We start from the raw sequence: 23,946 nt of genomic DNA, 5'->3' as shown, positions 1-23,946 counted from the left end.
GTGAGACGCAGGGTGGAGTTCGTCGACACGTCGGTGCTCTGCAACATCCTCGACGTCCCCGGTAAGAACCAGAGCCGGAAGAACGTGGTACGGCAGTGGCGGGAAGAGAAGAGGGACTGCGACCTCATCCTGCCCGTCACCGCGGTGATCGAGACGGGCAACCACATCGCCCAGCTCCCGGACGGCCGGATTCGCAGGGATCGCGCCGAGAGGCTTCAGCAGCTCCTCGAACTGGTCATCACCGGCCAGGCACCCTGGGTCCTGCACACCGTCGAGTGGGGAGAGGACTTCCTCCGGCGGCTCCTCGCCGGAGCCGGCACCGGAACACCGTTCTCCGATCACGTGATGGCGAAACTCGGCCTGGGAGACCTCTGCATTCTCACGGAACGGGAGCTCTATCGGAGCAGGGTGACCGGGGTGGAGGTCGGCATCTGGACGCTCGACGGCCAGCTCCATTCCCACTCGTGACGAAGGGGGGCGGGGGGGGGGGGGGGGGGGGGGGGGCGGCCCCCCCCCCCCCCCCGCCCCCCCCCCCCCCCCCGGCGGGGGGGGGGGGGGGGGGGCGGGGGCCCCCCCCCCCCCCCCCCCCCCCCCCCTTCGTTCGAACGCTCCGGCGGTCCGGTGGTCAGGCGCAGGCCGTGCGGACGACCTGGGCCAGGCGGTCCGCCATCAGCTCGGCCTGCTCCGCCGAGGCGGCCTCGACCATGACGCGGATCATCGGCTCGGTGCCGCTCGGCCGGATCAGGACCCGGCCGGTCTCCCCGAGCTCCGACTCCGCCACGGCGACCGCCGCCGACAGCTCCGGAACCGAGGCCTTGGTCCGGTCGACGTCCTTGACGTTGATCAGGACCTGCGGCATCCGGGTCATCACCGAGGCGAGCTCCGCCAGTGGCCTGCCCTCGCGGGCGACCGTCTGCAGCAGATGGAGGGAGGTCAGCACGCCGTCGCCGGTGGTGGCGTGGTCGAGCATCAGGACATGACCCGACTGCTCGCCGCCGAGGTTGTAGCCGCCCGCCTTCATGGCCTCCAGCACGTAGCGGTCGCCCACGGCGGTCTCGACCACCTCGATGCCGGCGTTCCGCATGGCGATCTTGAAGCCCAGGTTGGACATGACCGTTGCGACCACGGTGTCGGCCGCCAGCCTGCCCTCGGCGCGCAACGCCAGGGCGAGCACCGCCATGATCTGGTCACCGTCGACCACCTCGCCGGTGTGCGCCACCGCCAGGCAGCGGTCGGCGTCGCCGTCGTAGGCGATGCCGACGTCGGCCCCGCCGGAGACCACGGCCTCCTGGAGCCGCTCCAGATGGGTGGAGCCGACCCCGGCGTTGATGTTGAGACCGTCCGGGCTCGCGCCGATGGTCTCGACCGTCGCGCCGGCCCTGCGCAGAACCTCGGGGGCGACCACGTGGGCCGCGCCGTTGGCGCAGTCGACGACCACCCGCAGGCCGTCCAGACGGCCCGTCATGGTGGACAGCAGATGGGACACGTAACGGTCGGCCTCGCCGTACGCCTCGCGCACGCGGCCGACCGCGGCGCCGACCGGGCGGTCCCACTTCTCGCCGAGGCGCCGCTCGATCTCGTTCTCCACCGCGTCGGGCAGCTTGTGACCGGTGCGGGTGAGGAACTTGATCCCGTTGTCGGGGGCGGGGTTGTGGGAGGCGGTGATCATCACGCCCGTGTCGGCTCCGAGAGCCGTGGTGAGGTAAGCGACCGCCGGGGTGGGCAGCACGCCGAGCCGGAGGACGTCCACGCCGGACGACGCGAGGCCGGCGACCACGGCGGCCTCCAGGAACTCTCCTGAAGCCCGCGGGTCCCGGCCCACGACCGCGACGGGGCGGTCGTGCCGCCCCGTACCGGCGTTGAACGCTCCGGCGTCGCCGAGGACATGAGCCGCGGCCACGGACAGCTCCATGGCCAGCTCGGCCGTGAGGTCGCTTCCCGCGACCCCACGGACCCCGTCGGTGCCGAAGAGGCGCCCCAACTTAACGCTTGCTGTACTGCGGAGCCTTGCGGGCCTTCTTGAGGCCGTACTTCTTGCGCTCGGTGGCGCGGGCGTCACGGGTCAGGAAGCCGGCCTTCTTCAGCGGCGGGCGGTTGACCTCGACGTCCAGCGTGGCCAGCGCACGGGAGAGGCCCATGCGCAGGGCGCCGGCCTGGCCGGTCACGCCGCCGCCGTCGATGCGGGCGATGACGTCGAACTGGTCCTCGGCGCCGAGCGTCACGAAGGGCTCGTTGACGATCTGCTGGTGGACCTTGTTCGGGAAGTAGACGTCCAGCGGACGGCCGTTGATCGTCCACTTGCCGGTGCCCGGCACGATGCGGACGCGGGCGACGGCCTCCTTGCGGCGGCCGGTGCCGTAGGAGTTGCCCGTCGTGATGGGCTTGCGGACGGCGGCCTCGCCGCCGGCAACGGACTCGGTGGTGTACTCGGAGGGGAACTCCTCCGACAGAAACGTTTCCTGCTCACCCTCGACGGGCGTCTCGACACCGGTGGGCTCAGCCACGGTTCTCCTCTTACTTTCCTACTTGGCGCCGGCCGTCGGACCGGCGCTGCTGGCGATAAGCAGCTGGGCGACTACTGGGCGATCTGGTTCAGCTCGAACGGCACCGGCCTCTGAGCCTGGTGCGGGTGCTCGGAGCCGGCGTAGACCTTGAGCTTCTTGATCATCTTTCGGCCGAGGGCGTTCTTGGGGAGCATGCCCCGCACGGCCTTCTCGACGGCGCGGTCAGGACGCTTGTCCATGAGCTCGCCGTAGGTCATGGAACGCAGACCGCCGGGGTAGCCCGAGTGGCGGTAAGCCTTCTTCTGCTCCAGCTTGTTGCCGGTCAGGGCGACCTTGTCGGCGTTGATGACGATCACGAAGTCACCGGTGTCGACGTGGTTGGCGAAGGTCGGCTTGTGCTTACCGCGAAGCAGGATCGCGACGTGGCTTGCCAGCCGGCCGAGCACGATGTCGGTGGCATCGATGATGTGCCACTGACGCTCGACTTCAGCAGGCTTGGGTGTGTACGTGCGCACGGTCGTATGCCTTCTTTGCTCGCGTCTTCGGGACTGTCGGAAACGACAGCGGCTTGGTCGGTAGGTGCGGGCACACGACAGCCCGGACCTTCCGTCTCCCAGCCTTCAGGAGATGACGCCGGACGCGCCGCGTATCGGTCTTGACGAAGGAGACCAATTCGCACACAACAAACTAAGAGGGTACCGGTGATGGAGGGTACGGGTCAAAGAGACCCGGCCACACGCCGGTGCCTGCGACCAGTGTACCCATGCCAGGCGACTGCTCCGGGATCGCCGCACCCGGCTCACCAGAACGGTTCCGCTACGTTCCGGGCATTCTCTTCTTCCTCTTACGAAACATCTCTATCTTTGACAGCGGTATGTGGCAGTCCCCTCACGCCCGGCGCACCCATCGGTCCAGCCTTCGCCGCATGGGGCTGTTCGCATGCCTGACCCTCGTTCTGCTGCTGGGGTTCCTGCTCGGCAGGAACAGCCGCGAGACGACGACCACCGGCCAGGTGTACCTGAACAACGCCGACCCGGCGCGCCCCTCTCCCTCGGCCGCCGGAGGGCGGCCCGACGGCCGGGGCCCGCTCGCCCGGGTCGTGCGCCCCACCGCCCCCGTGACGTCCTCGCCACGGCCCACCGCGCGTGCCAGCAGGGGCCCGCGCCACCCCCTCACCGACCCCACCGAGGACGCCCCCCGCTATCTCAACGGCGACGACACGGGCACGACCCGGGTCATGACGTCCCTGAGCGCGATGGAGCGCGACGTCGTCCGGCTGACCAACGCCCAGCGCAGGCGGGCCGGCTGCGCGCCGCTGCGGATCGACGCGCGGCTGGTCAGGTCCGCCCGGGTCCACTCCGCCGAGATGGCGGCCAGCGGGCTCTTCTCCCACAACTCCCCCGACGGCGCCTCGCCCTGGAAGCGGATGGAGGCGGCCCGCTACCGCGACGGCGGCGCCGAGAACATCGGCCGCGGCTACTTCACCGCCGCCGAAACGGTCCGCAACTGGATGGCCAACCCCGGCCACCGGCGCAACATCCTCGACTGCAGGCTCGCCGCCACCGGGGTCGGGCTCGCCGAGGGCCCGGACGGCCCCTGGTGGACGCAGGATTTCGGCTACAGCTAGACCCGCGCCGCGGGGAGGGGGGCCCCGGCGGGGCCCCGGGCCGATCCGCGCGGGCGGGCCGCGGGCGGGCGGAAGATCTGAAGCACATGGCCTAGTCTCGGCGCATGGGTTTTCCCGGTGAACCGCCGCGCCGCCAGCCGTACGTCCTGCCCGACGCGCCGACGCCGCCCTCGCGCGGTGAGCACCCGCCAGGGTCCCCGCCGCACGACCGGCCCGGGGTCACGCCCACCGGTGACGGCGGCTGGTTCGCCTCACCGGGCAGGCCCTCCGAACAGCCGTACGGTGCCTCCGAGCCCCGCGGCGGATCCGGGCAGCCGTACGGCGCGCCGCAACCGCCCCCGGAACGCCACGAGGCCGCACCGTCCGCCGGGGAGTCGCCCGCCGGGGAGGACGCCGGGTCCGGCGCCGCGCCGTACGAGCGGACCTCCCGGCGGCGCACGGGGTCCCCCCGCGCCACCGGGGAGCCGGCCGGAGCGCCCGAGCAGCCGCGCCAGGCGATGTGGAGCCCCTACGACGAGGGCCCCCGCTCCTACCGGCCGTTCATCTTCATCGGGGCCGGGCTCGCCGTGCTGGTCGCCGCCGGGTTCGGCCTGGCGGCCCTCGCCGGCTCCGACGACGTCCCGCCGTCCGCCACCGCGAGCCCGCCGGCCGAGAGCTCGGGCGCGCAGCTGCCCGACGTGCCGGACGGCAAGTTCGGGTTCGCCGCCTCGCGGACCACCGACCCCGGCAGGCTCACCCTCGACGAGCTGTTCAAGCGGAAGAAGGTCGCGCACGGCGGCCAGAGGTTCGAGATGACCGTCCGCAGGAACGACACCAAGTGCAAGGACGCCGTGGTGGGCGACAAGCTGCAGAAGGCACTGACCGGCGGCAAATGCAACCAGCTGCTGCGGGCCAGCTTCCGCGACGCCTCGGGGAAGATCATCGGCACCGTCGGGGTCGCCAATCTCAAGACCTCGGCCTCGGCGTCCAAGGTCGTCTCCACGGTGCGGGGCAAATCCCTGGAGGAATATCTCAAGGCGCTGCCCGGTAAGGACAAAGTCACCAAATCTCTCGGCAGCGGCGAGGCGTTCGCCGGCGGATGGACCCACGGCCACTACGCCGTGCTGGTCTGGTTCCAGTACAAAGACGGGCATCTGCCGAAGAAGACCGAGGTCAAGAAGCTGAACCAGGCGGCCTTCGGGGCCGTCGACGCGACCGTCACGCCCGCGCTGGAGGCACGCTCGCTGACCGGCAAGCGCCCCTGACGGAGGGCTCGCCCGCCTGTCTCCGGCCGGGAGACGGGCGGGCCGATACGGCCCCGGACGCCCATACCCGCCTGACGATCTTGCGGCTATCGCTACGCTTCCCCGTATGCGTGGCCAGGAATCCGGGTCCGAGCACGAACGCGAAGCCGAACGTTCGGCCGCACCGACGACGCCTCCGCCGAGTTTCGGCCAGCCTTCGCCGCCGGTGCAGCGGACCGCCCCCTCAGGTGACGACCAGCCCTACGACCAGTCCCGGGACCCCTCGGCGTGGCCGGAGCAGGCTCCGGGCGCGGCCCAGCCGTGGACGGTCCCCGACGACGGCGCCCCCTACGACTGGTACGCCGACCCCGACGACGAGGCGCAGGCCCCACGGCCCTCCCAGCCTCCACAGTCCTTCCAGCCGCCGCAGCCCCCTGCCTCGCGGCCCGGCGTCCCGCAGCCCGGGGCGCCCACGCCGCCGGGGCGCTCCGGGCCGCCGTGGGCGGGCCCCGCGACCCCGCAGAGCCCGCAGAGCCCTCAGAACGCCCAGAGCGCCCAGGGCGGCGGCTCCGGGGCTCCTCCGTGGGCGGCGGCTCCGCAATCCCCTCAGGAGGCTCCTCGGGACCCCTCCTCACCACCCTGGGCCCCGCAGGCGGGAGCGGCGGGCACATCCGCCCCCTCTCCGTCCGGCCCGGCGTGGGCGGCCCCGCCGGCTCCGGAGCAGCCCGGCGGCCCCGGCGGCGGGTCACCCGTCCCGCTGACCACCGCGCCGATCGTGCCGGGGGCCCCGCCCTGGCAGCCGCCGCCCGCCTTCACCGCGGCCGCCGCCGGGATGCAGGTCTGGCCCTCCACCGAACCCGGGGCCCATGACGGCCCGCGGTGGCCTGCCGCCACCGGCGAGCCGGTCTGGACCGAGCACGACGACGCCGCGGGCCGTCCCGGCGGGCCGGGCGGCGTCGCCGTCCGGCCACCCGGCGCGGACGGCCCCGGGGGCGACCCCGCCGCCGAGGCCGGGTCCGGCGGTGCGGCCGCCGCGGAACGGCCCGCCGGGCCCGCGGGCCCCGGGCAGGACGCGCCCGCGGGGGGGACCGTCCCCCCGCGCGTGCCCGACCAGGATCAGGCGGCCGCAGGAGCGGCCGCCGCCGGCTCCCCCGGCGCCGTCCCCGCGCCTCCCGGCTCCCCCGGCGCCGTCCCCGCGGCTTCCGCCGTACCGGACGCGACGCCGGAGGCGGCCTCGCAGGCGCCCGCCGGGCAGTCCCCACCGGGCGCGCCGCACCCGGCGCGCGAGGGCTCGGCGGCCTCCGAGGCATCTGAGGCCTCTCCCTTGCCCCCCGGCCCTCTGCCCGCCGGTCCCGCGCCGGCCGGGGAGGCGGCCCCGCCGGGCGGCATACCCGAGCTGCCGCCGCTCTTCCCGCCCATCCCCGCGGCGCAGACGGCCCAGCCGCCCGTCCCGATACAGGCGGTCGCGCAGGAGCGCGGCCCCTTCACCCCACCCTCGGCGATGGTTCCCGTCCAGTTCGCCCCGCAGGCCGCGCCCCCCGCCACCCGGCGGAACCGGGTCGTGATCCTGGCGGCCGCGGCGGTGGTCCTGGCGGCCGGCGTCGGCACCGGCGTCGTCCTCGTCCAGCGGTCCTCCGACGATCCGAAACCGCCGGCCGTGGCCCAACCGGCCCCCACCGCCGGGGACACCGGTCCCACGGACCCCCCGGCGGCCACGGAGGAACCTCAGCTGACCGACGCCCAGGTGATCAACTCGGAGAAGACCGACCCCGGCAAGATGACCGTGACGGACGCCTTCACCAAGAAGGTCACCGTGGGCTCGGCCACCTTCGTCCGGGTCAAGACCGACGTCGCCAAGCAGTGCCAGGAGGCGGCGGCCGGGAAGTTCGCCAGCGCGCTGAGCAACCGCGACTGCCGGCAGGTGCTGCGCGCGACGTACGTGGACAAGAAGCGGAAGTACGCCGTGACCACCGGGATCGCCGTGCTGCCCGACCGGGCGTCGGCCATCGCGGCCGACCAGGAGAAGAACCTCGGCACCAACCTGTGGTTCCGCGGCCTGTCCGGGGCCGCCGGATCCGGGGCCGAACGCGTGAGCATCGCGGGCGGCTACGCGTCGGGGATGGTGTGGGGCCGCTACATCGTCTTCAGCTACGCCACCTTCAGCGACGGCCACACCCCGACCGCCAAGGAGAAGGTCCTCGGCAGGGTCAGCGGAGCCTTCCGGGACGCGACCGCCAAGGCCGTCGAGAAGCGCGCGGTCGCGGGGCAGGCCGGTCAGACCGGCGGCGCGTCCGTCACCGACTGAGCGTGCGCACCCGGCGGGTCTCCTTGGCCCGCCGGGCCAGCTCCCCGGGCTCGGGGTAGCGCACCTCCTCCAGGCAGAGGCCGTGCGCCGGCGCGACGCGCACCCCGGAGTCGCGCACGGCCCGCGTCAGCACCCCGCCCGGCCAGTCCACCGGCAGGCGGCCCTCGCCGACGGGCAGCAGCGCCCCGATGAGCGCGCGGACCATCGAGTGGCAGAACGCGTCGGCCACCACGGTGGCCACGAGGAGGTCGCCCTCTCGCACCCAGTCGAGCCGCTGCAGTTCGCGGATCGTGGTGGCTCCCTCGCGCTTCTTGCAGAACGCGGCGAAGTCGTGCTCGCCGAGCAGGGTTCGCGCCGCCTCGTTCAGTCTGCCGAGATCGAGGGGCCGGCCGTACCAGACGACCTCGTGACGGCGGAGCGGGTCCACCCCGCCGGCGGCGTCGCAGACCCGGTAGGCGTAGCGGCGGGACACCGCGGAGAACCGCGCGTCGAAGCCCTCCGGGGCCGCCGTGACGCCGTGCACCCTGACGTCCGGCGGGAGGATCCCGGCGAGCCTGCGGCGCAGCACGGGCAGCCGTACGGCGACGCCCTCCGCCGTCTCGGGACCGGGGAGGGGCTCGGTCCGGCGGTGCCGGCTGTCCAGTGCGCCCAGCATCGCGGCGTCCACGTCCACGTGCGCCACCTGGCCCCGGGCATGGACCCCCGCGTCGGTCCGGCCGGCCACGGTCAGCGCCGGCGGATCGGGGACCCTGAGGACCTTCCCGAGCGCCTCCTCGATCTCCCCCTGGACCGTCCGCCGACCCGGCTGCCTGGCCCAGCCGGAGAAGTCGGTGCCGTCGTAGGCGAGGTCCAGGCGCAGCCGTACCACGATGTTCCTCCCTTGAGCGCCTTCAAGCCCTTGAGCGCCCGAGTCCTTGAGCACCCGAGTCCTTGAGCTCCTGAGTCCCCTGATGAACGTGGAACGGGCCCGGCACCCGGGAAAGGGATGCCGGGCCCGTTCAGCGGGCCTGACGGATCAGGCTTCGTCCTTCTTGGCCTCGGTCTCCTCGGCCTTCGGAGCCTCGGCGGTCTCCTCGGCCGGGGTCTCCTCGGTCTCCTCGACCTTGGTCTCCTCGGCCTTGGGGGCCGGGGTCGCCGGGGCCGCGGTGGTGCGGACCGTGTTCAGCGGCTCGGACACCAGCTCGATGACGGCCATCGGGGCGGCGTCGCCCTTACGGTTGCCGATCTTGGTGATCCGGGTGTAGCCACCGGGACGCTCGGCGAAGGTCGGGGCGATCTCCGTGAACAGGTGGTGGACGACGCCCTTGTCGCGGACGATGGTCATCACCTGGCGACGGTTGTGGATGTCGCCCTTCTTCGCCTTGGTGATCAGCCGCTCGGCCAGCGGGCGGAGCCGCTTGGCCTTGGCGACCGTGGTGGTGATCCGGCCGTGCTGGAACAGCTGAGTGGCCAGGTTCGACAGGATCAGCCGCTCGTGAGCGGGGCTTCCACCGAGACGGGCACCCTTGGCGGGCTGAGGCATTTCGATCTCCTTGTAGTTAACCCGCCCCGGCCGTACGAGGTACCGGGGTCGGGCCGGCGGGCCTCAGTGGCCCCCGATTGATGAAACTCAGTACTGCTCGGTCTCGACGTACGCGCTGTCGTCGTCGTCGTAGCCGCCGCCGGCCACCGCGGTCGGGTCGAACCCGGGCGGGGAGTCCTTGAGCGCGAGCGTCATCTCGTGCAGCTTCTGCTTGACCTCCTCGATGGACTTCGCACCGAAGTTGCGGATGTCCAGGAGGTCCTGCTCGCTGCGGGCCACGAGCTCACCCACGGTGTGGATGCCCTCGCGCTTGAGGCAGTTGTAGGAGCGGACCGTGAGGTTCAGCTCCTCGATCGGCAGCGCCAGGTCGGCGGCCAGGGCCGCGTCCGTCGGCGACGGGCCGATGTCGATGCCCTCGGCCTCGACGTTCAGCTCGCGGGCGAGACCGAACAGCTCGACGAGGGTCTTGCCGGCCGAGGCCACCGCGTCGCGGGGCTTCATGCACGGCTTGGTCTCGACGTCCAGGATCAGACGGTCGAAGTCGGTGCGCTGCTCGACACGGGTCGCCTCGACCTTGTAGGTGACCTTGAGCACCGGGGAGTAGATGGAGTCGATCGGGATCCGGCCGATCTCCTGGCCCGGCTGCTTGTTCTGCGCGGCGGAGACGTAGCCGCGACCGCGCTCGACGGTCAGCTCCATCTCCAGCTTCGCCTTGCCGTTCAGGGTGGCGATGCGCAGCTCGGGGTTGTGCACCTCGACGCCCGCGGGGGGCGCGATGTCGGCGGCGGTGACGTCACCGGGGCCCTGCTTGCGCAGGTACATCACGACCGGCTCGTCGTGCTCGGAGGACACGACCAGCTCCTTGAGGTTCAGGATGATGTCGGTGACATCCTCCTTGACCCCCGGAACGGTCGAGAACTCGTGCAGCACGCCCTCGATGCGGATGCTCGTCACGGCCGCGCCCGGGATGGACGACAGCAGCGTGCGGCGCAGCGAGTTGCCGATGGTGTAACCGAAGCCCGGCTCCAGCGGCTCGATGACGAACTTGGAGCGGGTCTCCTCGAGGGACTCCTCAAGGAGGGTCGGACGCTGAGCGATCAGCATGTGGGTTCTCCCCTTGCATGGCGACGCCCGCTATTTGACGTCGCTCGTTACAAACAGCATAGGTGCCGTACGGCTGAGCCGTACGGCACCCGTGTGAGCGCTACTTGGAGTAGAGCTCGACGATCAGCTGCTCCTGGACCTGCGTGTCGATCTGCTGGCGGACCGGGAGCTGGTGGACCAGGACGCGCATGGCCTCGGGGGCCACACCCAGCCAGGCCGGGAAGGTCCGGTCACCGGCGGTGGCGCGGGCGACCTCGTAGGGCAGCAGGTTGCGCGAACGCTCCCGCACCTCGACGATGTCGTGCTCGCGCACGCGGTACGACGGGATGTCGACCTTCTTGCCGTTCACCAGGAAGTGGCCGTGGCGCACCTGCTGACGGGCGGCGTCGCGGGACTCGGCGAAACCGGCGCGGTAGACCACGTTGTCGAGACGGCTCTCCAGGATCTGGAGGAGGTTCTCGCCGGTCTTGCCGCCCTTGCGGTTGGCTTCCTCGTAGTAGTTGCGGAACTGCTTCTCGAGGATGCCGTAGATGCGGCGGGTCTTCTGCTTCTCACGAAGCTGGAGCTGGTACTCAGACTCCTTCGGACGGCCGCGGCCGTGCTCACCCGGCGGGTAAGGACGGATCTCGATGGGGCACTTCGCGGACTCGCACTTCTTGCCCTTGAGGAAGAGCTTGGTCTTCTCCCTGCGGCAGAGCTTGCAGTCCGCACCCGTGTAACGAGCCATTTTCTATCTTCTCCTGGGCGTCAGACGCGACGGCGCTTGGGCGGACGGCAGCCGTTGTGCGGCACGGGGGTGACGTCCTGGATGGACCCGACCTCGAGCCCGGTCGCCTGCAGCGAGCGGATCGCGGTCTCACGGCCGGAGCCGGGGCCCTTGACGAAGACGTCGACCTTGCGCATGCCGTGCTCCATGGCGCGGCGGGCGGCGTTCTCGGCGGCCATCTGGGCGGCGAACGGGGTGGACTTGCGAGAGCCCTTGAACCCGACGTGGCCGGCGCTGGCCCAGGAGATCACGTTCCCGTTCGGGTCGGTGATCGAAACGATCGTGTTGTTGAACGTGCTCTTGATGTGGGCGTGCCCATGAGCGACGTTCTTCTTTTCCTTGCGACGCACCTTCTTGGGCGCGCCCTGGCGGCTCTTAGGAGGCATAGCTTGCCTTCACTCCTGAGGTCTTCGGTCCTGCGGCTACGCGGACTACTTCTTACCGGGCTTCTTCTTGCCGGCGACGGTCTTCTTCTTGCCCTTGCGGGTACGCGCGTTGGTCTGCGTGCGCTGACCGTGCACGGGAAGGCCGCGGCGGTGCCGGATGCCCTGGTAGCACTGAATCTCGATCTTGCGGCGGATGTCGGCCTGGACCTCGCGGCGGAGGTCACCTTCGATCTTGAAGTTGGCCTCGATGTAGTCACGCAGCGGGACGAGCTCGTCGTCCGTGAGCTGGTGAACGCGAAGGTCGCCGTTCACGCCGGTGGCCGCGAGGGCCTCCAGCGCGCGGGTGCGGCCGATTCCGTAAATGTAGGTGAGAGCGATCTCCAGCCGCTTGTCGCGGGGGAGGTCGACGCCAACCAGGCGAGCCATGGTCGGGCATTCTCCTTCGTTGTGGCGGAGGTCCTGCGCCGCACTGCCCCTCCCCATGCCCAGGGGCGAGGGCCCCGGCCTCCGACCGGGGGTCTCCCGCGTGGTCCGGCCCGATGCGGGCCGCCTGCGCGGGCGTGAGACGCGCTTGCGTTTTACGGCCCCACATGGGACGAGTCCGCCACGTGGAGCGGACTCATGTAAGGCCTTGTTCTGCGACTAGCCCTGGCGCTGCTTGTGGCGCAGGTTGTCGCAGATCACCATGACGCGACCGTGCCGGCGGATCACCTTGCACTTGTCGCAGATCTTCTTGACGCTCGGCTTGACCTTCATAGTCCTAATTCGTCCCTCAGACGCTTACTTGTATCGGTAGACGATCCGCCCACGACTGAGGTCGTAGGGGCTCAGTTCGACGACAACCCGGTCGTCGGGAAGGATCCGGATGTAATGCATTCGCATCCGCCCGCTGATGTGGGCCAGGACCTTGTGGCCGTTGTCGAGTTGCACCCGGAACATCGCGTTCGGGAGCGACTCAACCACAGTGCCCTCGATCTCGATGGCGCCGTCTTTCTTGGCCATGGCCCTCGCGTTTCACTGATCGGTCGTCTGAGGCATCGGAACACTAAGCAGCCGCGACCACGCGCTTCGATGAGAGCGGCGGTTGCGAAACCGCCGACACGCAATGGTCATAGTGAACCGAAGAAGGAGTGTACGGCACCGGGCGGTGAAATGCGAAACAGACGGCCGGTACCTTGACACAACCGCTATCCAGGATACCTCAGATCAGGCCGTCCTCACGCGCCGGCGAGGTCTCGCGGGCATCGCGCGCCCTGCGGCCGCTCGCCAGGGTCAGCCCCGCTCCCAGCACCGTCACCACGATGGCGAGCGCCCCGAACAGCCACAGCGTCCGGGCGACGGACGCCGCCCCCGTCTCCCGCCCCGCCTCTCCTCCGGGGTGTCCGGCGGGCTGCGGCGCGCCCACCGTGAACATGCCGTTGTACGGCCCGCCCCTGACGCACCGGACCGTGACGACGTAGGAGCCGGGGGTGGCGTCGAAGCTGACGCGGGCGGTGCCGTACATCGCGCCGTCGTGGTCGCCGAGCCGGGCGGAGGTGGTGTCGAAGGCGGCGGAGTAGGCGACCGCGGGGGCGACGCACGGGTCGACGGAGACGATCACGAGCTGTCCCGGACGGGCCGTGGACGGGGTGACGCTCACGTCGTCCCCCGCTGCGGCGCCGCCGGCGAGCACGAACGCGGCCGCGCACATCCCGAGGACTCTCGCGCACGTCGCGACGTCGCGACCAGGCCCCATCGCCCACCCCCACCTCACGGCCCACCGATGGCGATCATGTACCCGGTCGCCCGCGGGGCAAGGCCCTCGGGGAGTAAAGATCACGCACAACGCCGGAAAGGCCCCGGCGGCGGGGTGTCGTCAGCGGTCCCCGCGGCGGCCCGCCGAGAGCAGCGTGATGACCAGCAGGACCATGCCCCACGGCCCCATCACCCACAGCGGCCAGGGATAGGGGAAGTCGAGGCCGCTCACCAGGCCGACGAAGAACCAGATCCCCCAGTTGATCGCGACGGCCACCGCCCAGACCTGCCACGCCTCCCTGATGTCGCCGGACTTCTTGCCGGACTTGGCCTTCGCACGGCGCTCCGGCTGCCGGGAGGCGGGCTCGGGGAGGCTCCGCAGGTCGACGTCGGGGAGGTCGGAGGTCAGCCGGGCCAGCTCACCGTAGGTCTTGCTGGTGTAGAGCTGCTCCAGACGCTCGTCGAACTCCTCCGTGCTGAGCCGGCCCTGCGCGTAGTGCTCTCTCAGCGCCGCGGCGACCCTGTCACGGTCACCGTCAGAGGCACGCATCTCCGGACCAACCGCCATCGGCATCACATCCGCTCACCGGCGGGCAGGTCGCCTAGCCCGCGTCTCCCAACAGGTCGGCAAGCCGCTCTTTCCCCCCGTCAAGGGCGGTCAGTACCCACGGACCATTATCGGTCACCGCGACGCTGTGTTCGAAGTGCGCGGACGCCTTTCCGTCGACGGTCACGACGGTCCAGTCGTCGGCCAGCACCCTGGTCCGGTCGGTGCCGAGGTTCAGCATCGGCTCGACGGCGAAGCACATGCCCGCCTCGAAGCGCGGCCCGCGGCCCGGGCGGCCGTGGTTGGCGACCCACGGGTCCATGTGCATCTCGGTTCCGATGCCGTGCCCGCCGTACTCCTGGGGGATGCCGTAGCGGCCCTGGGAGCGGACGTACCTCTCGATCTCGTGGCCGATGTCGGAGAGGTGGCGGCCGACGGTGAGCGCGGCGATGCCCCGCCACATGGCCTCCTCGGTGACCCGCATCAGCTCGGTCAGCTTGGGATCCACCTCGCCCACCGGAACCGTGATCGCGGAGTCGCCGTGCCAGCCGTCGAGAATGGCCCCGCAGTCGATCGAGATGACGTCGCCCTCGCGCAGCGGGCGCCGGTCACTCGGAATCCCGTGGACGACCTCGTTGTTCACCGACGCGCAGATCGTCGCCGGGAAGCCCTGGTAACCCTTGAAGGAGGGGATCGCGCCCTCGTCCCTGATGGCCTTCTCCGCGATGCCGTCGAGGTCCAGCGGGGTCATCCCCGGCTGGACGCTCTCGCGGAGCAGTCGCAGCGTCCGGCCGACCACCAGGCCCGCCGCCCGCATCTTCTCCAGCTGTTCGGGCGTCTTCAGCTGGATTCCGTGCCTGTTCTTCTTGAACACGTGCGCACCCCCTGGGGTGGTTCAACGGGCGGTCGAGGAGCCCAATTCCCCCGATTCTGCCCTAAATGACAACACGCCACCCGTGGAGTTCCCATGGGTGGCGTGCTGGATGAGATTTCCGGCCTGCCGGCCCGCCTCGCGGGCCGTTCCCCGGGCCATGACCCGGGAGCCGACCCGAGCCGGCCGTTCCCGCGCCGGGCCGTTCCCGGACCCGGACGGGCCGCTCGCGAACCGGGACCCGGGCGGATCACTTCCGGACCGGGATCTAGTCGGCGAAGGGGCGCAGAGCCTCCATCGCGCGCTGGGTGATCTCCTCCACCGGGCCGGTGGCGTCCACACCGATCAGGATGCCCTCGTCGGCGTAGAAGGAGACGAGCGGGGCGGTCTGCTCCTGGTAGACCTCCAGTCGGTGGCGGACGGTCTCCTCGGAGTCGTCGTCACGCTGGTACAGCCGACCGCCGCAGACGTCGCAGACGTCGTCCTTCTTGTCGTCGAAGTCGACGTGCCAGATGCGGCCGCACTGGCCGCAGGTGCGGCGCCCCGCCAGCCTGCGCACGACCTCCTCGTCGTCGACCACGAGCTCGAGGACGACGTCGAGGGCCGCGCCGAACTCCGAGAGCATCTTCTTCAGGATCTCGGCCTGGGGCACGTTCCTGGGGAAACCGTCGAGCAGGAAACCGTCCTGCGCGTCGCTCTCCGCGAGGCGGTCGCGGACCATCGCGATCGTCACCTCGTCGGGCACGAGGTCGCCGCGGTCCATGTACTCTTTGGCAATCCTGCCGAGCTCCGTGCCGCCCGAGACGTTGGCACGGAAGATGTCACCTGTCGAGATCTTCGGGATGGACAGGTTCGATGCGATGAACTGGGCCTGCGTCCCCTTACCCGCTCCGGGGGGCCCGACCAGGACGAGACGCACTACTTCAGGAAGCCTTCGTAGTTGCGCTGCTGGAGCTGGCTCTCGATCTGCTTCACGGTGTCGAGACCGACACCAACCATGATCAGAATGCTCGTTCCTCCGAACGGGAAGTTCTGACTCGCACCGACGACCGCGAGCGCGACGATCGGCACCATGGCGATCAGGCCCAGATACAGCGCGCCGGGAGCGGTCAGCCTCGTGAGCACATAGTTCAGGTACTCAGCCGTCGGCCGGCCCGGGCGGATGCCCGGGATGAACCCACCGTACTTCTTCATGTTGTCGGCGACTTCAACGGGGTTGAAGGTGATGGACACGTAGAAGTAGGTGAAGAAGACGATGAGCAGGAAGAAAGTGACCATGTACGCCGGGGTGTCGCCCCGCACCAGGTTCTGGTCGATCCACTGGACGACCTGGTTCGGCTCCTCCGCGGAGTTGCTGAAGAGGGTCGTGACCAGCTGCGGGAGATACAGCAGCGAGGAGGCGAAGATGACGGGGATGATGCCCGCCTGGTTCACCTTCAGGGGGATGTAGGTCGAGGTCCCGCCGTACATCCGGCGGCCGACCATGCGCTTGGCGTACTGCACGGGGATCCGGCGTTGCGCCTGCTCGACCATGACCACCAGGGCGATCATCGCGATACCGGTGATGATCACCACCGCGAAGACGAAGGCGCCCTTCTGGCGGGCGATGTTCAGCAGCTCGGCCGGGAAGACCGCGATCACCTGGGTGAAGATCAGGATGGACATGCCGTTGCCGACGCCACGGTCGGTGACGAGCTCGCCCAGCCACATGATGACGCCGGTGCCGGCGGTCATCGTCAGCACCATCGTGACGATGGCGAAGATGTTGTTCTTGTCGATGAGGATCTCTTCGCGGCACTGCGGGAACAGCTGCCCGCTGCGCGCGAGGGCGATGAAGGCGGTGGACTGCAGGATCGCCAGGCCGATCGTCAGATAACGCGTGTACTGCGTGATCTTCGTCTGGCCCGCCTGCCCCTCCTTCTTCAGCGCCTCCAGCCGGGGGATGACCACAACGAGGAGCTGGAGGATGATGCTCGCGGTGATGTAGGGCATGATGCCCAGCGCGAACACTGAAAGTTTCAGCAGGGCGCCACCGCTGAACAGCTGCACCATGCCGTAGATGTTTCCGGAATCGCCGGCCTGCGCCTGCTGGAGGCATCGGGCGATGTTCTCGTTGTTTACACCCGGGGTCGGAAGAACCGAACCGAGTCGGAAAAGCGCGATGATGCCCAGTGTGAAGAGCAGCTTCTTGCGCAGGTCCGGCGTACGGAACGCTCGGGTAAACGCGGTCAGCACGGTCCCTCCTGCGCGCCTGAAAGGCGAGGTCGGTCAACGATGGTGCGGGGGTGGCGCATCTTACTATCTCAAGTCAACGAGCCCGCGGAAATGAGTAGTCGAAGCCCACTGTCCAGCGAACTCTAACGCACTACGGGCGCGGGGGCCCATTATGAGCCCCCGCGCCACGTCATGCCATGCCTACAGCTCGGAGACGGAGCCACCGGCAGCGGCGATCTTCTCCTTCGCGCTGGCGGAGAAGGCGTGCGCCTGCACGTTCAACGCCACGGAGATGTCGCCGGTACCGAGCACCTTCACCGGCTGCCTCTTGCGGACCGCACCCTTGGCGACCAGCGCCTCGACGGTGACGTCGCCACCCTCGGGGAAGAGCTCGCCGAGCCTGTCCAGATTGACGACCTGGTAGGTCGTCTTGAACATGGCGTTGGAGAAGCCCTTCAGCTTGGGCAGGCGACGCTGGAGCGGAACGTTGCCACCCTCGAAACCGGGGGTGTTGGTGGTCCTGGCGTGCGTGCCCTTGGTGCCACGGCCCGCGGTCTTGCCCTTGGACGCCTCGCCGCGACCCTTGCGGATCTTCGACTTGTTGGCGCCGGGGGCCGGCCGCAGGTGGTGAATACGGAGCGGAGTGTTCTCTGCCATGTCTAGTCGACCTCTTCCACGGTGACGAGGTGCGTCACCACGGAGACCATGCCGCGGATCTCCGGGCGGTCCTCCTTGACGACGACGTCGCCGATGCGCTTCAGACCGAGCGAGCGCAGCGAATCACGCTGGTTCTGCTTGCCGCCGATCTTCGAGCGAACCTGGGTGATCTTCAGGCGTGCCATCGCCTAGCTCACCGCCTTAGCCGCCGCCGCCTCGGCGATGCCCTCGGCGCGAGCCTTGAGCATGGCCTTGGGGGCGACGTCCTCGATCGGCAGGCCACGGCGGGCGGCGATCTCCTCGGGCCTGCTGAGGCCCTTCAGAGCCGCCACGGTGGCGTGCACGATGTTGATCGGGTTGTCCGAGCCGAGCGACTTGGACAGCACGTCGTGGATGCCGGCGCACTCCAGCACGGCGCGCACCGGGCCACCGGCGATGACACCGGTACCGGGCGAGGCCGGACGGAGGAAGACGACGCCGGCCGCCTCCTCACCCTGCACGATGTGCGGGATGGTGCCCTGGATGCGGGGCACGCGGAAGAAGTGCTTCTTGGCCTCCTCGACGCCCTTGGCGATCGCCGCGGGCACCTCCTTGGCCTTGCCGTAGCCGACGCCGACCAGACCGTTGCCGTCGCCGACGACGACGAGGGCGGTGAAGCTGAAGCGCCGACCGCCCTTCACGACCTTGGCCACTCGGTTGATCTTCACGACGCGCTCGATGTACGAGACGCCCTTGTCGGCGTTGCCACCGCGGCGGTCGTCACGACGACCATCACGCCGCTCGCCACCGGCGGCGCCACCGCGACGCGGTGCTCCAGCCATTAGTGGTTCCTCTTCTCATTCGTAAGACGGGCCATCAGAACTCCAGCCCGCCTTCGCGGGCGCTGTCCGCGAGGGCCGCGATGCGGCCCGCGTAGCGGTTGCCACCGCGGTCGAACACGACGGCGGTGATCCCGGCGGCCTTGGCCCGCTGAGCGAGAAGCTCGCCGACCTGCTTGGCCTTGTCGGTCTTGGCGCCCTCGGCCGAACGCAGGGAGGCGTCCATGGTGGAGGCGCTCACCAGCGTGTGGCCCTGAGCGTCGTCGACGATCTGGACGAACAGGTGCCGCGTGGAGCGGTTGACGACCAGGCGCGGACGCTGAGCCGTACCGACGACCTTCTTGCGGACTCGGCCGTGGCGGCGGGCCCGCGAGACGGCGCGAGCGGCCGTGTGCTTGCCGAACGCAGTCTTGCCAGCCATGCCTACTTACCAGCCTTTCCGACCTTGCGGCGGACAACCTCGCCCTGGTAACGCACACCCTTGCCCTTGTACGGGTCGGGCTTGCGCAACTTGCGGATGTTCGCGGCGATTTCGCCGACCTTCTGCTTGTCGATGCCGTCCACGTGGAACAGCGTCGGCTTCTCGACGCGGAAGGTGATGCCCTCCGGAGCGTCGATGACCACCGGGTGACTGAAGCCGAGGGAGAACTCGAGCTGGTTCGGGCCCTTGGCCTGGACGCGGTAACCGACGCCCACGATCTCCAGGGTCTTGGAGTATCCCTGGGTCACACCGGTCACCATGTTGGCGATCAGCGTGCGGGACAGGCCGTGCAGCGCACGGATCTTGTTCTCATCGCTGGGGCGCGTGACGGTCACATTGCCGTCATCACCCTTGGCGACCTCGATCGGCTCAGCGACCGTGTGTGAAAGCGTGCCCTTGGGGCCCTTGACCGTGACGTCCCGGCCATCGATGGCGATGTCCACTCCGTTCGGTACAGGGATGGGCAGCCGTCCGATTCGCGACATGCTGTGACTTCTCCCTTCTACCAAACGAAGGCGAGGACTTCCCCGCCCACTCCACGCTTGCCGGCCTGCTTGTCGGTCATGAGACCGCCGGACGTCGAGATGATCGCGACGCCCAGCCCGCCCAGGACCCGAGGCAGGTTGTCCTTCTTCGCATAGACCCGCAGGCCGGGCTTGGAGACCCGGCGCAGGCCAGAGAGCGAACGCTCACGGTTCTGCCCGAACTTGAGCTCCACCACGAGGTTCTTTCCAACCTTGGCGTCCTCGACGCTCCAGGACTGGATGTAACCCTCCTGCTGGAGGATCTCGGCGATGTGCGCCTTGATCTTCGAGTACGGCATCGCCACGGTGTCGTGGTACGCCGAGTTCGCGTTTCGCAGACGCGTGAGCATGTCTGCGATCGGGTCGGTCATCGTCATGGCCGGTGGCCTTCCTCACCGCGGTTTCCCCAGGGGACCTGCGGTGCGGTCATGGGCGCCTGGGACGGCGCCCGGTGAATGGACTTACTGGTGCGGCCGGCGGCGCCGCGCGGCTCCACGGACCCCTGCGGGACCCGTACGGCCGCGCGGACGGCTACCAGCTCGACTTGGTGATGCCGGGCAGCTCGCCCCGGTGCGCCATCTCGCGGAAGCAGATGCGGCACAGGCCGAACTTCCGGAAAACGGCGCGCGGGCGACCGCAGCGCGAGCACCGAGTGTACGCCCGGACCTCGAACTTGGCCTTGCGAGCAGCCTTGACCTTGAGCGACGTCTTCGCCATGATCAGGCCTCCTTGAAGGGGAATCCGAGGTGCTTGAGCAGCGCCCGGCCCTGGTCGTCGGACTTAGCGGTGGTCACGACGGTGATGTCCATGCCCCGCTGGCGGTCGATCCTGTCCTGGTCGACCTCGTGGAACATGACCTGCTCGGTGAGGCCGAAGGTGTAGTTGCCGTTGCCGTCGAACTGCTTGGGCGACAGACCGCGGAAGTCACGGATACGCGGCAGCGCCAGCGACAGCAGCCGGTCCAGGAACTCCCACATCCGGTCGCCGCGCAGCGTGACGTGGGCGCCGATCGGCATGCCCTCACGCAGCTTGAACTGGGCGATGGACTTGCGGGCCCGGACGACGGCCGGCTTCTGACCGGTGATCGCGGTGAGGTCGCGGACGGCGCCCTCGATGAGCTTCGAGTCGCGAGCGGCCTCGCCGACGCCCATGTTCACCTTGATCTTGGTGATCGTGGGCACCAGCATGATGTTCTCGATCCCGAACTCCTCACGCAGCTTCGCGATGATCTCCTCGCGGTAGCGCTGCTTGAGGCGCGGGGCGGGCCGCGCGGCCTGGACGGTCTCGGTGGTCTCAGCGGTCATCAGTTGTCCTCACCCGACTCGTCGGAGGCGGACTTGGCCGACTCCTTCTTGGCAGGCTTCTCGTCATCCTTGAGCTTCTTGACGTTGCTCACGTGGATGGGAGCCTCCATGGTCTGCACACCGCCGGTCTTGGCGCCGCGCGGGCCCTGGTGGGTCTCCTTGGAGTGCTTCTTGATCAGGTTGACGCCCTCGACCACCACGCGGTCCTCGCGCGGGAAGGCGGCGATCACCCGGCCCTTGGCACCCTTGTCCTTGCCGGCGATGACCTGGACCAGGTCACCCTTCTTCACATGCAGCTTCGGCATTTACAACACCTCCGGCGCGAGCGAGATGATGCGCATGAACTTCTTGTCACGCAGCTCGCGTCCGACCGGACCGAAGATACGCGTGCCACGAGGGTCACCGCTGTCCTTGATGATGACGGCGGCGTTCTCGTCGAAGCGGATGTAGGAGCCGTCGGGCCGGCGGCGCTCCTTGACAGTGCGGACGACGACCGCCTTGACGACGTCGCCCTTCTTCACGGTGCCGCCCGGAATGGCGTCCTTGACCGTGGCGACGATGATGTCGCCGATTCCCGCGTAGCGCCGGCCCGAGCCACCGAGCACGCGGATGCAAAGGATCTCCTTGGCACCCGTGTTGTCGGCGACCTTGAGCCGCGACTCCTGCTGGATCACTTGTACTCCTGTTTGTCTCGCCGGTTCTCACCCTCGGGTGAGCCTTGCGGAACCTGCTGGGTCTTTTTCCCCCGGGACAGCCCTGCTGACGGGTTCGCCCGTCGCAGCCTACGCGGTGCGACGGGGTCCTCCCGCCCGCGGGCCGCCGCCGCAGGCGGGGCGAAGATCTTCTTCGCCCCCTTGGACACCACCGTGGGGAGTGAACGGGTCACTCCCCACGGGGCGCGTTCGTTACTTGGCCTTCTCGAGGATCTCGACGACCCGCCAGCGCTTGCTGGCCGACAGCGGCCGGGTCTCCATCAGAAGGACGCGGTCGCCGACGCCGCAGGCGTTGGCCTCGTCGTGCGCCTTGTACTTGGTCGTCCTGCGGATGACCTTGCCGTACAGCGGGTGCTTGACGCGGTCCTCAACGGCGACCACGACGGTCTTGTCCATCTTGTCGCTGACCACCAGGCCCTCACGGGTCTTGCGGTAGTTCCGCGCCTGGGTCGTGCTCTCAGCGGTCTCAGCCATCGACCGACTCCTTCTCAACCGTAACGATGCCGAGCTCCCGCTCACGCATCACGGTGTAGATACGGGCGATCTCGCGGCGGACGGCGCGCAGCCGCCCGTGGCTCTCCAACTGGCCGGTCGCGGCCTGGAAGCGGAGGTTGAACAGCTCCTCCTTGGCTTCCTTCAGCTTCTGGACCAGGGTGTCCTGGTCCTCCACCCGCAGCTCACCGGCGGTCAGGCCCTTAGCCATCACGCCTCACCCACTTCACGCTTGACGAACCGGCACTTCATCGGGAGCTTGTGCATCGCACGACGCAGAGCCTCACGGGCCACCGGCTCGGCGACACCCGACAGCTCGAACATGATGCGGCCGGGCTTGACGTTGGCGATCCACCACTCCGGCGAACCCTTACCGGAACCCATGCGGGTCTCGGCCGGCTTCTTGGTCAGCGGACGGTCCGGGTAGATGTTGATCCAGACCTTGCCGCCACGCTTGATGTGCCGGGTCATGGCGATACGAGCCGACTCGATCTGGCGGTTGGTCACGTAGGAGTGCTCAAGCGCCTGGATGCCGAACTCGCCGAACACGACCCTGGTGCCGCCCTTGGCGGCGCCGTGACGGTCAGGCCGGTGCTGCTTGCGGTGCTTGACCCTGCGAGGGATCAGCATGGTCAGCTCCCTTCAGCACCCGGCTGCGCAGCCGGGCCGGTCTCGGGGGCGGCCTGCGAGGCCGCCTCGTTCCTGGGGGCGCGGTCACCGCGACCGGCGCCACCGCGGCGCGGACGGTCACCGGCGCCACGGCGGGGACGGTCGGCGCCGCCGCCACGACGGTCGTCGCGGTCACGACGCTGGCCGGCACGGGCACCGGCGGCGGCCGCCTCGCGCTCGGCGCGGCTCGTCGGGGCCTCACCCTTGTAGATCCACACCTTCACGCCGATGCGGCCGAAGGTGGTGCGGGCCTCGTAGAGGCCGTAGTCGATGTCGGCGCGGAGCGTGTGCAGGGGCACGCGGCCCTCGCGGTAGAACTCCGAACGCGACATCTCGGCACCGCCCAGACGGCCGGAGCACTGCACCCGGATGCCCTTGGCGCCGCTCTTCATCGCCGACTGCATCGCCTTGCGCATGGCCCGCCGGAACGAGACACGGCTGGACAGCTGCTCGGCCACGCCCTGCGCGACGAGCTGGGCGTCGATCTCAGGGTTCTTGACCTCGAGGATGTTCAGCTGGACCTGCTTCTTGGTCAGCTTCTCGAGGTCACCGCGGATCCGGTCGGCCTCGGCGCCGCGGCGGCCGATGACGATGCCCGGACGGGCGGTGTGGATGTCGACCTGTACCCGGTCGGTGGTCCGCTCGATCTCCACCTTGGAGATGCCGGCCCGCTCCATGCCCTTCTTGAGCATGCGGCGGATCGCCACATCCTCGGCAACGTACGACTTGTAGAGCTTGTCGGCATACCACCGGCTCTTGAAGTCGGTCGTGATGCCGAGGCGGAACCCGTGCGGGTTTACCTTCTGACCCACTAGCGGGTCCTCCCCTTCGGCTCGCGGGACTCCACGATCACGGTGATGTGGCTCGTCCGCTTGTTGATCCGATAGGCACGGCCCTGGGCGCGGGGACGGAACCGCTTCAGGGTCGGGCCCTCGTCGACCCACGCACGGCTCACGAAGAGCGTGCCGGGGTCGAGCTTGAAGTTGTGCTCCGCGTTCGCAATGGCGCTCGACAGCACCTTGTACACGGTCTCGCTCGCCGCCTGGGGAGCGAACTGCAGCACGGCCTGCGCCTCCGAAGCGGGCAGCCCGCGAATGAGGTCCACCACGCGGCGGGCCTTCATGGGCGTGTGGCGCGCGAACCGCACCTGAGCCCTGGCTTCCATCGCTTACTCCTCTTACTTCTGCTTCGCTGAGGCGCTTACCGCCGGCTGCGGCGGTCTTCCTTGACGTGGCTGCGGAACGTCCGCGTGGGGGCGAACTCACCGAGCTTGTGACCGATCATCGACTCGGTGACGAACACCGGGACGTGCTTGCGGCCGTCGTGGACGGCGATCGTGTGGCCGAGCATGTCGGGCACGATCATGGAGCGCCGAGACCACGTCTTGATGACGTTCTTGGTGCCCTTTTCGTTCTGCGTGTCCACCTTCTTCTGAAGGTGGTCGTCCACGAAGGGACCCTTCTTAAGGCTACGTGGCATTTTGGC

General features: G+C 69.5%; 36 protein-coding genes. 4 read left to right on the top strand and 32 right to left on the bottom strand.

Annotated elements, in window-relative coordinates:
* On the top strand, positions 1-468 hold the full coding sequence (locus tag ACZ6W9_RS00235; protein WP_389958023.1) for a hypothetical protein: 468 nt from the start codon (positions 1-3) through the stop codon (positions 466-468).
* Between the two features lie 157 nt (positions 469-625).
* Here ACZ6W9_RS00235 and glmM read toward each other — a convergent pair whose 3' ends face one another.
* The 3 genes from glmM to rplM all read right to left on the bottom strand — a co-directional run bounded on the left by glmM (position 626) and on the right by rplM (position 3,019).
* Entirely contained in the window at positions 626-1,981 is a 1,356-nt protein-coding gene (gene glmM, locus ACZ6W9_RS00230) for a phosphoglucosamine mutase (RefSeq protein ID WP_470116453.1), read from the bottom strand.
* A gap of 1 nt (position 1,982) precedes the next feature.
* On the bottom strand, positions 1,983-2,504 hold the full coding sequence (gene rpsI, locus ACZ6W9_RS00225; RefSeq protein ID WP_362942278.1) for a 30S ribosomal protein S9: 522 nt from the start codon (positions 2,502-2,504) through the stop codon (positions 1,983-1,985).
* A gap of 71 nt (positions 2,505-2,575) precedes the next feature.
* A complete protein-coding gene (rplM, locus tag ACZ6W9_RS00220) occupies positions 2,576-3,019 on the bottom strand; it encodes a 50S ribosomal protein L13 (RefSeq protein WP_362942275.1) in 444 nt (147 codons plus the stop codon).
* 410 nt (positions 3,020-3,429) lie between these two features.
* On the opposite strand from rplM, the gene ACZ6W9_RS00215 reads away from it, so the two are divergent.
* From ACZ6W9_RS00215 to ACZ6W9_RS00205, 3 genes are all read left to right on the top strand, one after another.
* Positions 3,430-4,131 carry a CAP domain-containing protein gene (locus tag ACZ6W9_RS00215; RefSeq protein WP_389958017.1) on the top strand — a complete coding sequence of 234 codons (702 nt, stop codon included), beginning with the start codon at positions 3,430-3,432 and terminating at the stop codon, positions 4,129-4,131.
* Between the two features lie 104 nt (positions 4,132-4,235).
* Complete coding sequence (locus tag ACZ6W9_RS00210) at positions 4,236-5,375, top strand: hypothetical protein (RefSeq protein WP_470116452.1); 1,140 nt, start codon at positions 4,236-4,238, stop codon at positions 5,373-5,375.
* Between the two features lie 106 nt (positions 5,376-5,481).
* Positions 5,482-7,659, top strand: coding sequence for a DNA polymerase III subunit gamma/tau domain-containing protein (locus tag ACZ6W9_RS00205; protein WP_470116451.1), 2,178 nt, complete (start codon positions 5,482-5,484; stop codon positions 7,657-7,659).
* On the opposite strand, the gene truA is transcribed toward ACZ6W9_RS00205, so the two are convergent.
* The 29 genes from truA to rpsS form a co-directional block, all read right to left on the bottom strand.
* The gene (gene truA, locus ACZ6W9_RS00200) at positions 7,649-8,527 is read right to left on the bottom strand and encodes a tRNA pseudouridine(38-40) synthase TruA (RefSeq protein ID WP_362942263.1); all 879 of its coding nucleotides are present in this window, start codon (positions 8,525-8,527) and stop codon (positions 7,649-7,651) included. The genes ACZ6W9_RS00205 and truA overlap by 11 nt on opposite strands.
* 147 nt (positions 8,528-8,674) lie before the next feature.
* Positions 8,675-9,181: a 50S ribosomal protein L17 gene (rplQ, locus tag ACZ6W9_RS00195; protein ID WP_470116450.1), complete on the bottom strand. Its 507-nt coding sequence runs from the start codon at positions 9,179-9,181 to the stop codon at positions 8,675-8,677.
* An 87-nt stretch (positions 9,182-9,268) separates the two neighbouring features.
* Positions 9,269-10,285, bottom strand: coding sequence for a DNA-directed RNA polymerase subunit alpha (locus ACZ6W9_RS00190; protein ID WP_362942257.1), 1,017 nt, complete (start codon positions 10,283-10,285; stop codon positions 9,269-9,271).
* Between the two features lie 100 nt (positions 10,286-10,385).
* Positions 10,386-11,012 carry a 30S ribosomal protein S4 gene (gene rpsD / locus ACZ6W9_RS00185; RefSeq protein WP_362942254.1) on the bottom strand — a complete coding sequence of 209 codons (627 nt, stop codon included), beginning with the start codon at positions 11,010-11,012 and terminating at the stop codon, positions 10,386-10,388.
* 20 nt (positions 11,013-11,032) lie between these two features.
* Positions 11,033-11,437, bottom strand: coding sequence for a 30S ribosomal protein S11 (gene rpsK, locus ACZ6W9_RS00180; RefSeq protein WP_020542285.1), 405 nt, complete (start codon positions 11,435-11,437; stop codon positions 11,033-11,035).
* A gap of 45 nt (positions 11,438-11,482) precedes the next feature.
* A complete protein-coding gene (rpsM, locus tag ACZ6W9_RS00175) occupies positions 11,483-11,863 on the bottom strand; it encodes a 30S ribosomal protein S13 (protein WP_362942251.1) in 381 nt (126 codons plus the stop codon).
* Between the two features lie 216 nt (positions 11,864-12,079).
* Positions 12,080-12,193: a 50S ribosomal protein L36 gene (rpmJ, locus tag ACZ6W9_RS00170; RefSeq protein WP_003956441.1), complete on the bottom strand. Its 114-nt coding sequence runs from the start codon at positions 12,191-12,193 to the stop codon at positions 12,080-12,082.
* A 24-nt stretch (positions 12,194-12,217) separates the two neighbouring features.
* Complete coding sequence (gene infA, locus ACZ6W9_RS00165) at positions 12,218-12,439, bottom strand: translation initiation factor IF-1 (protein WP_012887858.1); 222 nt, start codon at positions 12,437-12,439, stop codon at positions 12,218-12,220.
* 199 nt (positions 12,440-12,638) lie between these two features.
* Positions 12,639-13,127, bottom strand: coding sequence for a hypothetical protein (locus ACZ6W9_RS00160; protein ID WP_470116449.1), 489 nt, complete (start codon positions 13,125-13,127; stop codon positions 12,639-12,641).
* A 165-nt stretch (positions 13,128-13,292) separates the two neighbouring features.
* Positions 13,293-13,721 (bottom strand): DUF1707 SHOCT-like domain-containing protein, encoded by a 429-nt coding sequence (locus tag ACZ6W9_RS00155; RefSeq protein ID WP_389957999.1) that lies wholly within the window; start codon positions 13,719-13,721, stop codon positions 13,293-13,295.
* 52 nt (positions 13,722-13,773) lie between these two features.
* Positions 13,774-14,592, bottom strand: coding sequence for a type I methionyl aminopeptidase (gene map, locus ACZ6W9_RS00150; RefSeq protein ID WP_362942242.1), 819 nt, complete (start codon positions 14,590-14,592; stop codon positions 13,774-13,776).
* A 265-nt stretch (positions 14,593-14,857) separates the two neighbouring features.
* Positions 14,858-15,508 carry an adenylate kinase gene (locus ACZ6W9_RS00145; protein ID WP_362942239.1) on the bottom strand — a complete coding sequence of 217 codons (651 nt, stop codon included), beginning with the start codon at positions 15,506-15,508 and terminating at the stop codon, positions 14,858-14,860.
* The gene (gene secY, locus ACZ6W9_RS00140; protein ID WP_362942236.1) at positions 15,508-16,824 is read right to left on the bottom strand and encodes a preprotein translocase subunit SecY; all 1,317 of its coding nucleotides are present in this window, start codon (positions 16,822-16,824) and stop codon (positions 15,508-15,510) included. The genes ACZ6W9_RS00145 and secY overlap by 1 nt, the downstream gene beginning before the upstream one ends.
* Positions 16,825-17,004: 180 nt before the next feature.
* A complete protein-coding gene (rplO, locus tag ACZ6W9_RS00135) occupies positions 17,005-17,460 on the bottom strand; it encodes a 50S ribosomal protein L15 (protein ID WP_362942233.1) in 456 nt (151 codons plus the stop codon).
* Positions 17,461-17,462: 2 nt separating this feature from the next.
* Positions 17,463-17,645: a 50S ribosomal protein L30 gene (rpmD, locus tag ACZ6W9_RS00130; protein ID WP_068896549.1), complete on the bottom strand. Its 183-nt coding sequence runs from the start codon at positions 17,643-17,645 to the stop codon at positions 17,463-17,465.
* A 3-nt stretch (positions 17,646-17,648) separates the two neighbouring features.
* Complete coding sequence (rpsE, locus tag ACZ6W9_RS00125; protein WP_179819682.1) at positions 17,649-18,281, bottom strand: 30S ribosomal protein S5; 633 nt, start codon at positions 18,279-18,281, stop codon at positions 17,649-17,651.
* Between the two features lie 34 nt (positions 18,282-18,315).
* Positions 18,316-18,699: a 50S ribosomal protein L18 gene (gene rplR, locus ACZ6W9_RS00120; RefSeq protein WP_362942229.1), complete on the bottom strand. Its 384-nt coding sequence runs from the start codon at positions 18,697-18,699 to the stop codon at positions 18,316-18,318.
* A 2-nt stretch (positions 18,700-18,701) separates the two neighbouring features.
* The gene (gene rplF / locus ACZ6W9_RS00115) at positions 18,702-19,244 is read right to left on the bottom strand and encodes a 50S ribosomal protein L6 (protein ID WP_389957993.1); all 543 of its coding nucleotides are present in this window, start codon (positions 19,242-19,244) and stop codon (positions 18,702-18,704) included.
* A gap of 17 nt (positions 19,245-19,261) precedes the next feature.
* Positions 19,262-19,660, bottom strand: a complete 399-nt coding sequence (gene rpsH / locus ACZ6W9_RS00110; protein WP_362942223.1) for a 30S ribosomal protein S8 — start codon at positions 19,658-19,660, stop codon at positions 19,262-19,264.
* A gap of 154 nt (positions 19,661-19,814) precedes the next feature.
* Positions 19,815-20,000, bottom strand: a complete 186-nt coding sequence (locus ACZ6W9_RS00105; RefSeq protein ID WP_068896544.1) for a type Z 30S ribosomal protein S14 — start codon at positions 19,998-20,000, stop codon at positions 19,815-19,817.
* Between the two features lie 2 nt (positions 20,001-20,002).
* Positions 20,003-20,587 carry a 50S ribosomal protein L5 gene (gene rplE / locus ACZ6W9_RS00100; protein WP_389957991.1) on the bottom strand — a complete coding sequence of 195 codons (585 nt, stop codon included), beginning with the start codon at positions 20,585-20,587 and terminating at the stop codon, positions 20,003-20,005.
* Positions 20,587-20,883, bottom strand: coding sequence for a 50S ribosomal protein L24 (rplX, locus tag ACZ6W9_RS00095; RefSeq protein ID WP_389959244.1), 297 nt, complete (start codon positions 20,881-20,883; stop codon positions 20,587-20,589). Before rplX ends, rplE begins: the two co-directional genes overlap by 1 nt.
* A 9-nt stretch (positions 20,884-20,892) precedes the next feature.
* Complete coding sequence (gene rplN / locus ACZ6W9_RS00090; RefSeq protein ID WP_179819688.1) at positions 20,893-21,261, bottom strand: 50S ribosomal protein L14; 369 nt, start codon at positions 21,259-21,261, stop codon at positions 20,893-20,895.
* A 231-nt stretch (positions 21,262-21,492) separates the two neighbouring features.
* The gene (rpsQ, locus tag ACZ6W9_RS00085) at positions 21,493-21,774 is read right to left on the bottom strand and encodes a 30S ribosomal protein S17 (protein ID WP_179819689.1); all 282 of its coding nucleotides are present in this window, start codon (positions 21,772-21,774) and stop codon (positions 21,493-21,495) included.
* The gene (rpmC, locus tag ACZ6W9_RS00080; RefSeq protein WP_362942211.1) at positions 21,767-22,003 is read right to left on the bottom strand and encodes a 50S ribosomal protein L29; all 237 of its coding nucleotides are present in this window, start codon (positions 22,001-22,003) and stop codon (positions 21,767-21,769) included. Before rpmC ends, rpsQ begins: the two co-directional genes overlap by 8 nt.
* A complete protein-coding gene (rplP, locus tag ACZ6W9_RS00075; RefSeq protein ID WP_184538242.1) occupies positions 22,003-22,422 on the bottom strand; it encodes a 50S ribosomal protein L16 in 420 nt (139 codons plus the stop codon). Before rplP ends, rpmC begins: the two co-directional genes overlap by 1 nt.
* Positions 22,423-22,424: 2 nt before the next feature.
* Positions 22,425-23,273, bottom strand: coding sequence for a 30S ribosomal protein S3 (rpsC, locus tag ACZ6W9_RS00070; RefSeq protein ID WP_362942208.1), 849 nt, complete (start codon positions 23,271-23,273; stop codon positions 22,425-22,427).
* Positions 23,273-23,626 carry a 50S ribosomal protein L22 gene (gene rplV / locus ACZ6W9_RS00065; RefSeq protein ID WP_362942205.1) on the bottom strand — a complete coding sequence of 118 codons (354 nt, stop codon included), beginning with the start codon at positions 23,624-23,626 and terminating at the stop codon, positions 23,273-23,275. Before rplV ends, rpsC begins: the two co-directional genes overlap by 1 nt.
* Positions 23,627-23,661: 35 nt before the next feature.
* On the bottom strand, positions 23,662-23,940 hold the full coding sequence (gene rpsS, locus ACZ6W9_RS00060) for a 30S ribosomal protein S19 (RefSeq protein WP_362942202.1): 279 nt from the start codon (positions 23,938-23,940) through the stop codon (positions 23,662-23,664).
* Between the last annotated feature and the right edge of the window lie 6 nt (positions 23,941-23,946).

The sequence above is a fragment of the Streptosporangium sp. NPDC053982 genome, assembly GCF_055585205.1.
This window is presented reverse-complemented; position numbering and strand designations above follow the sequence as displayed.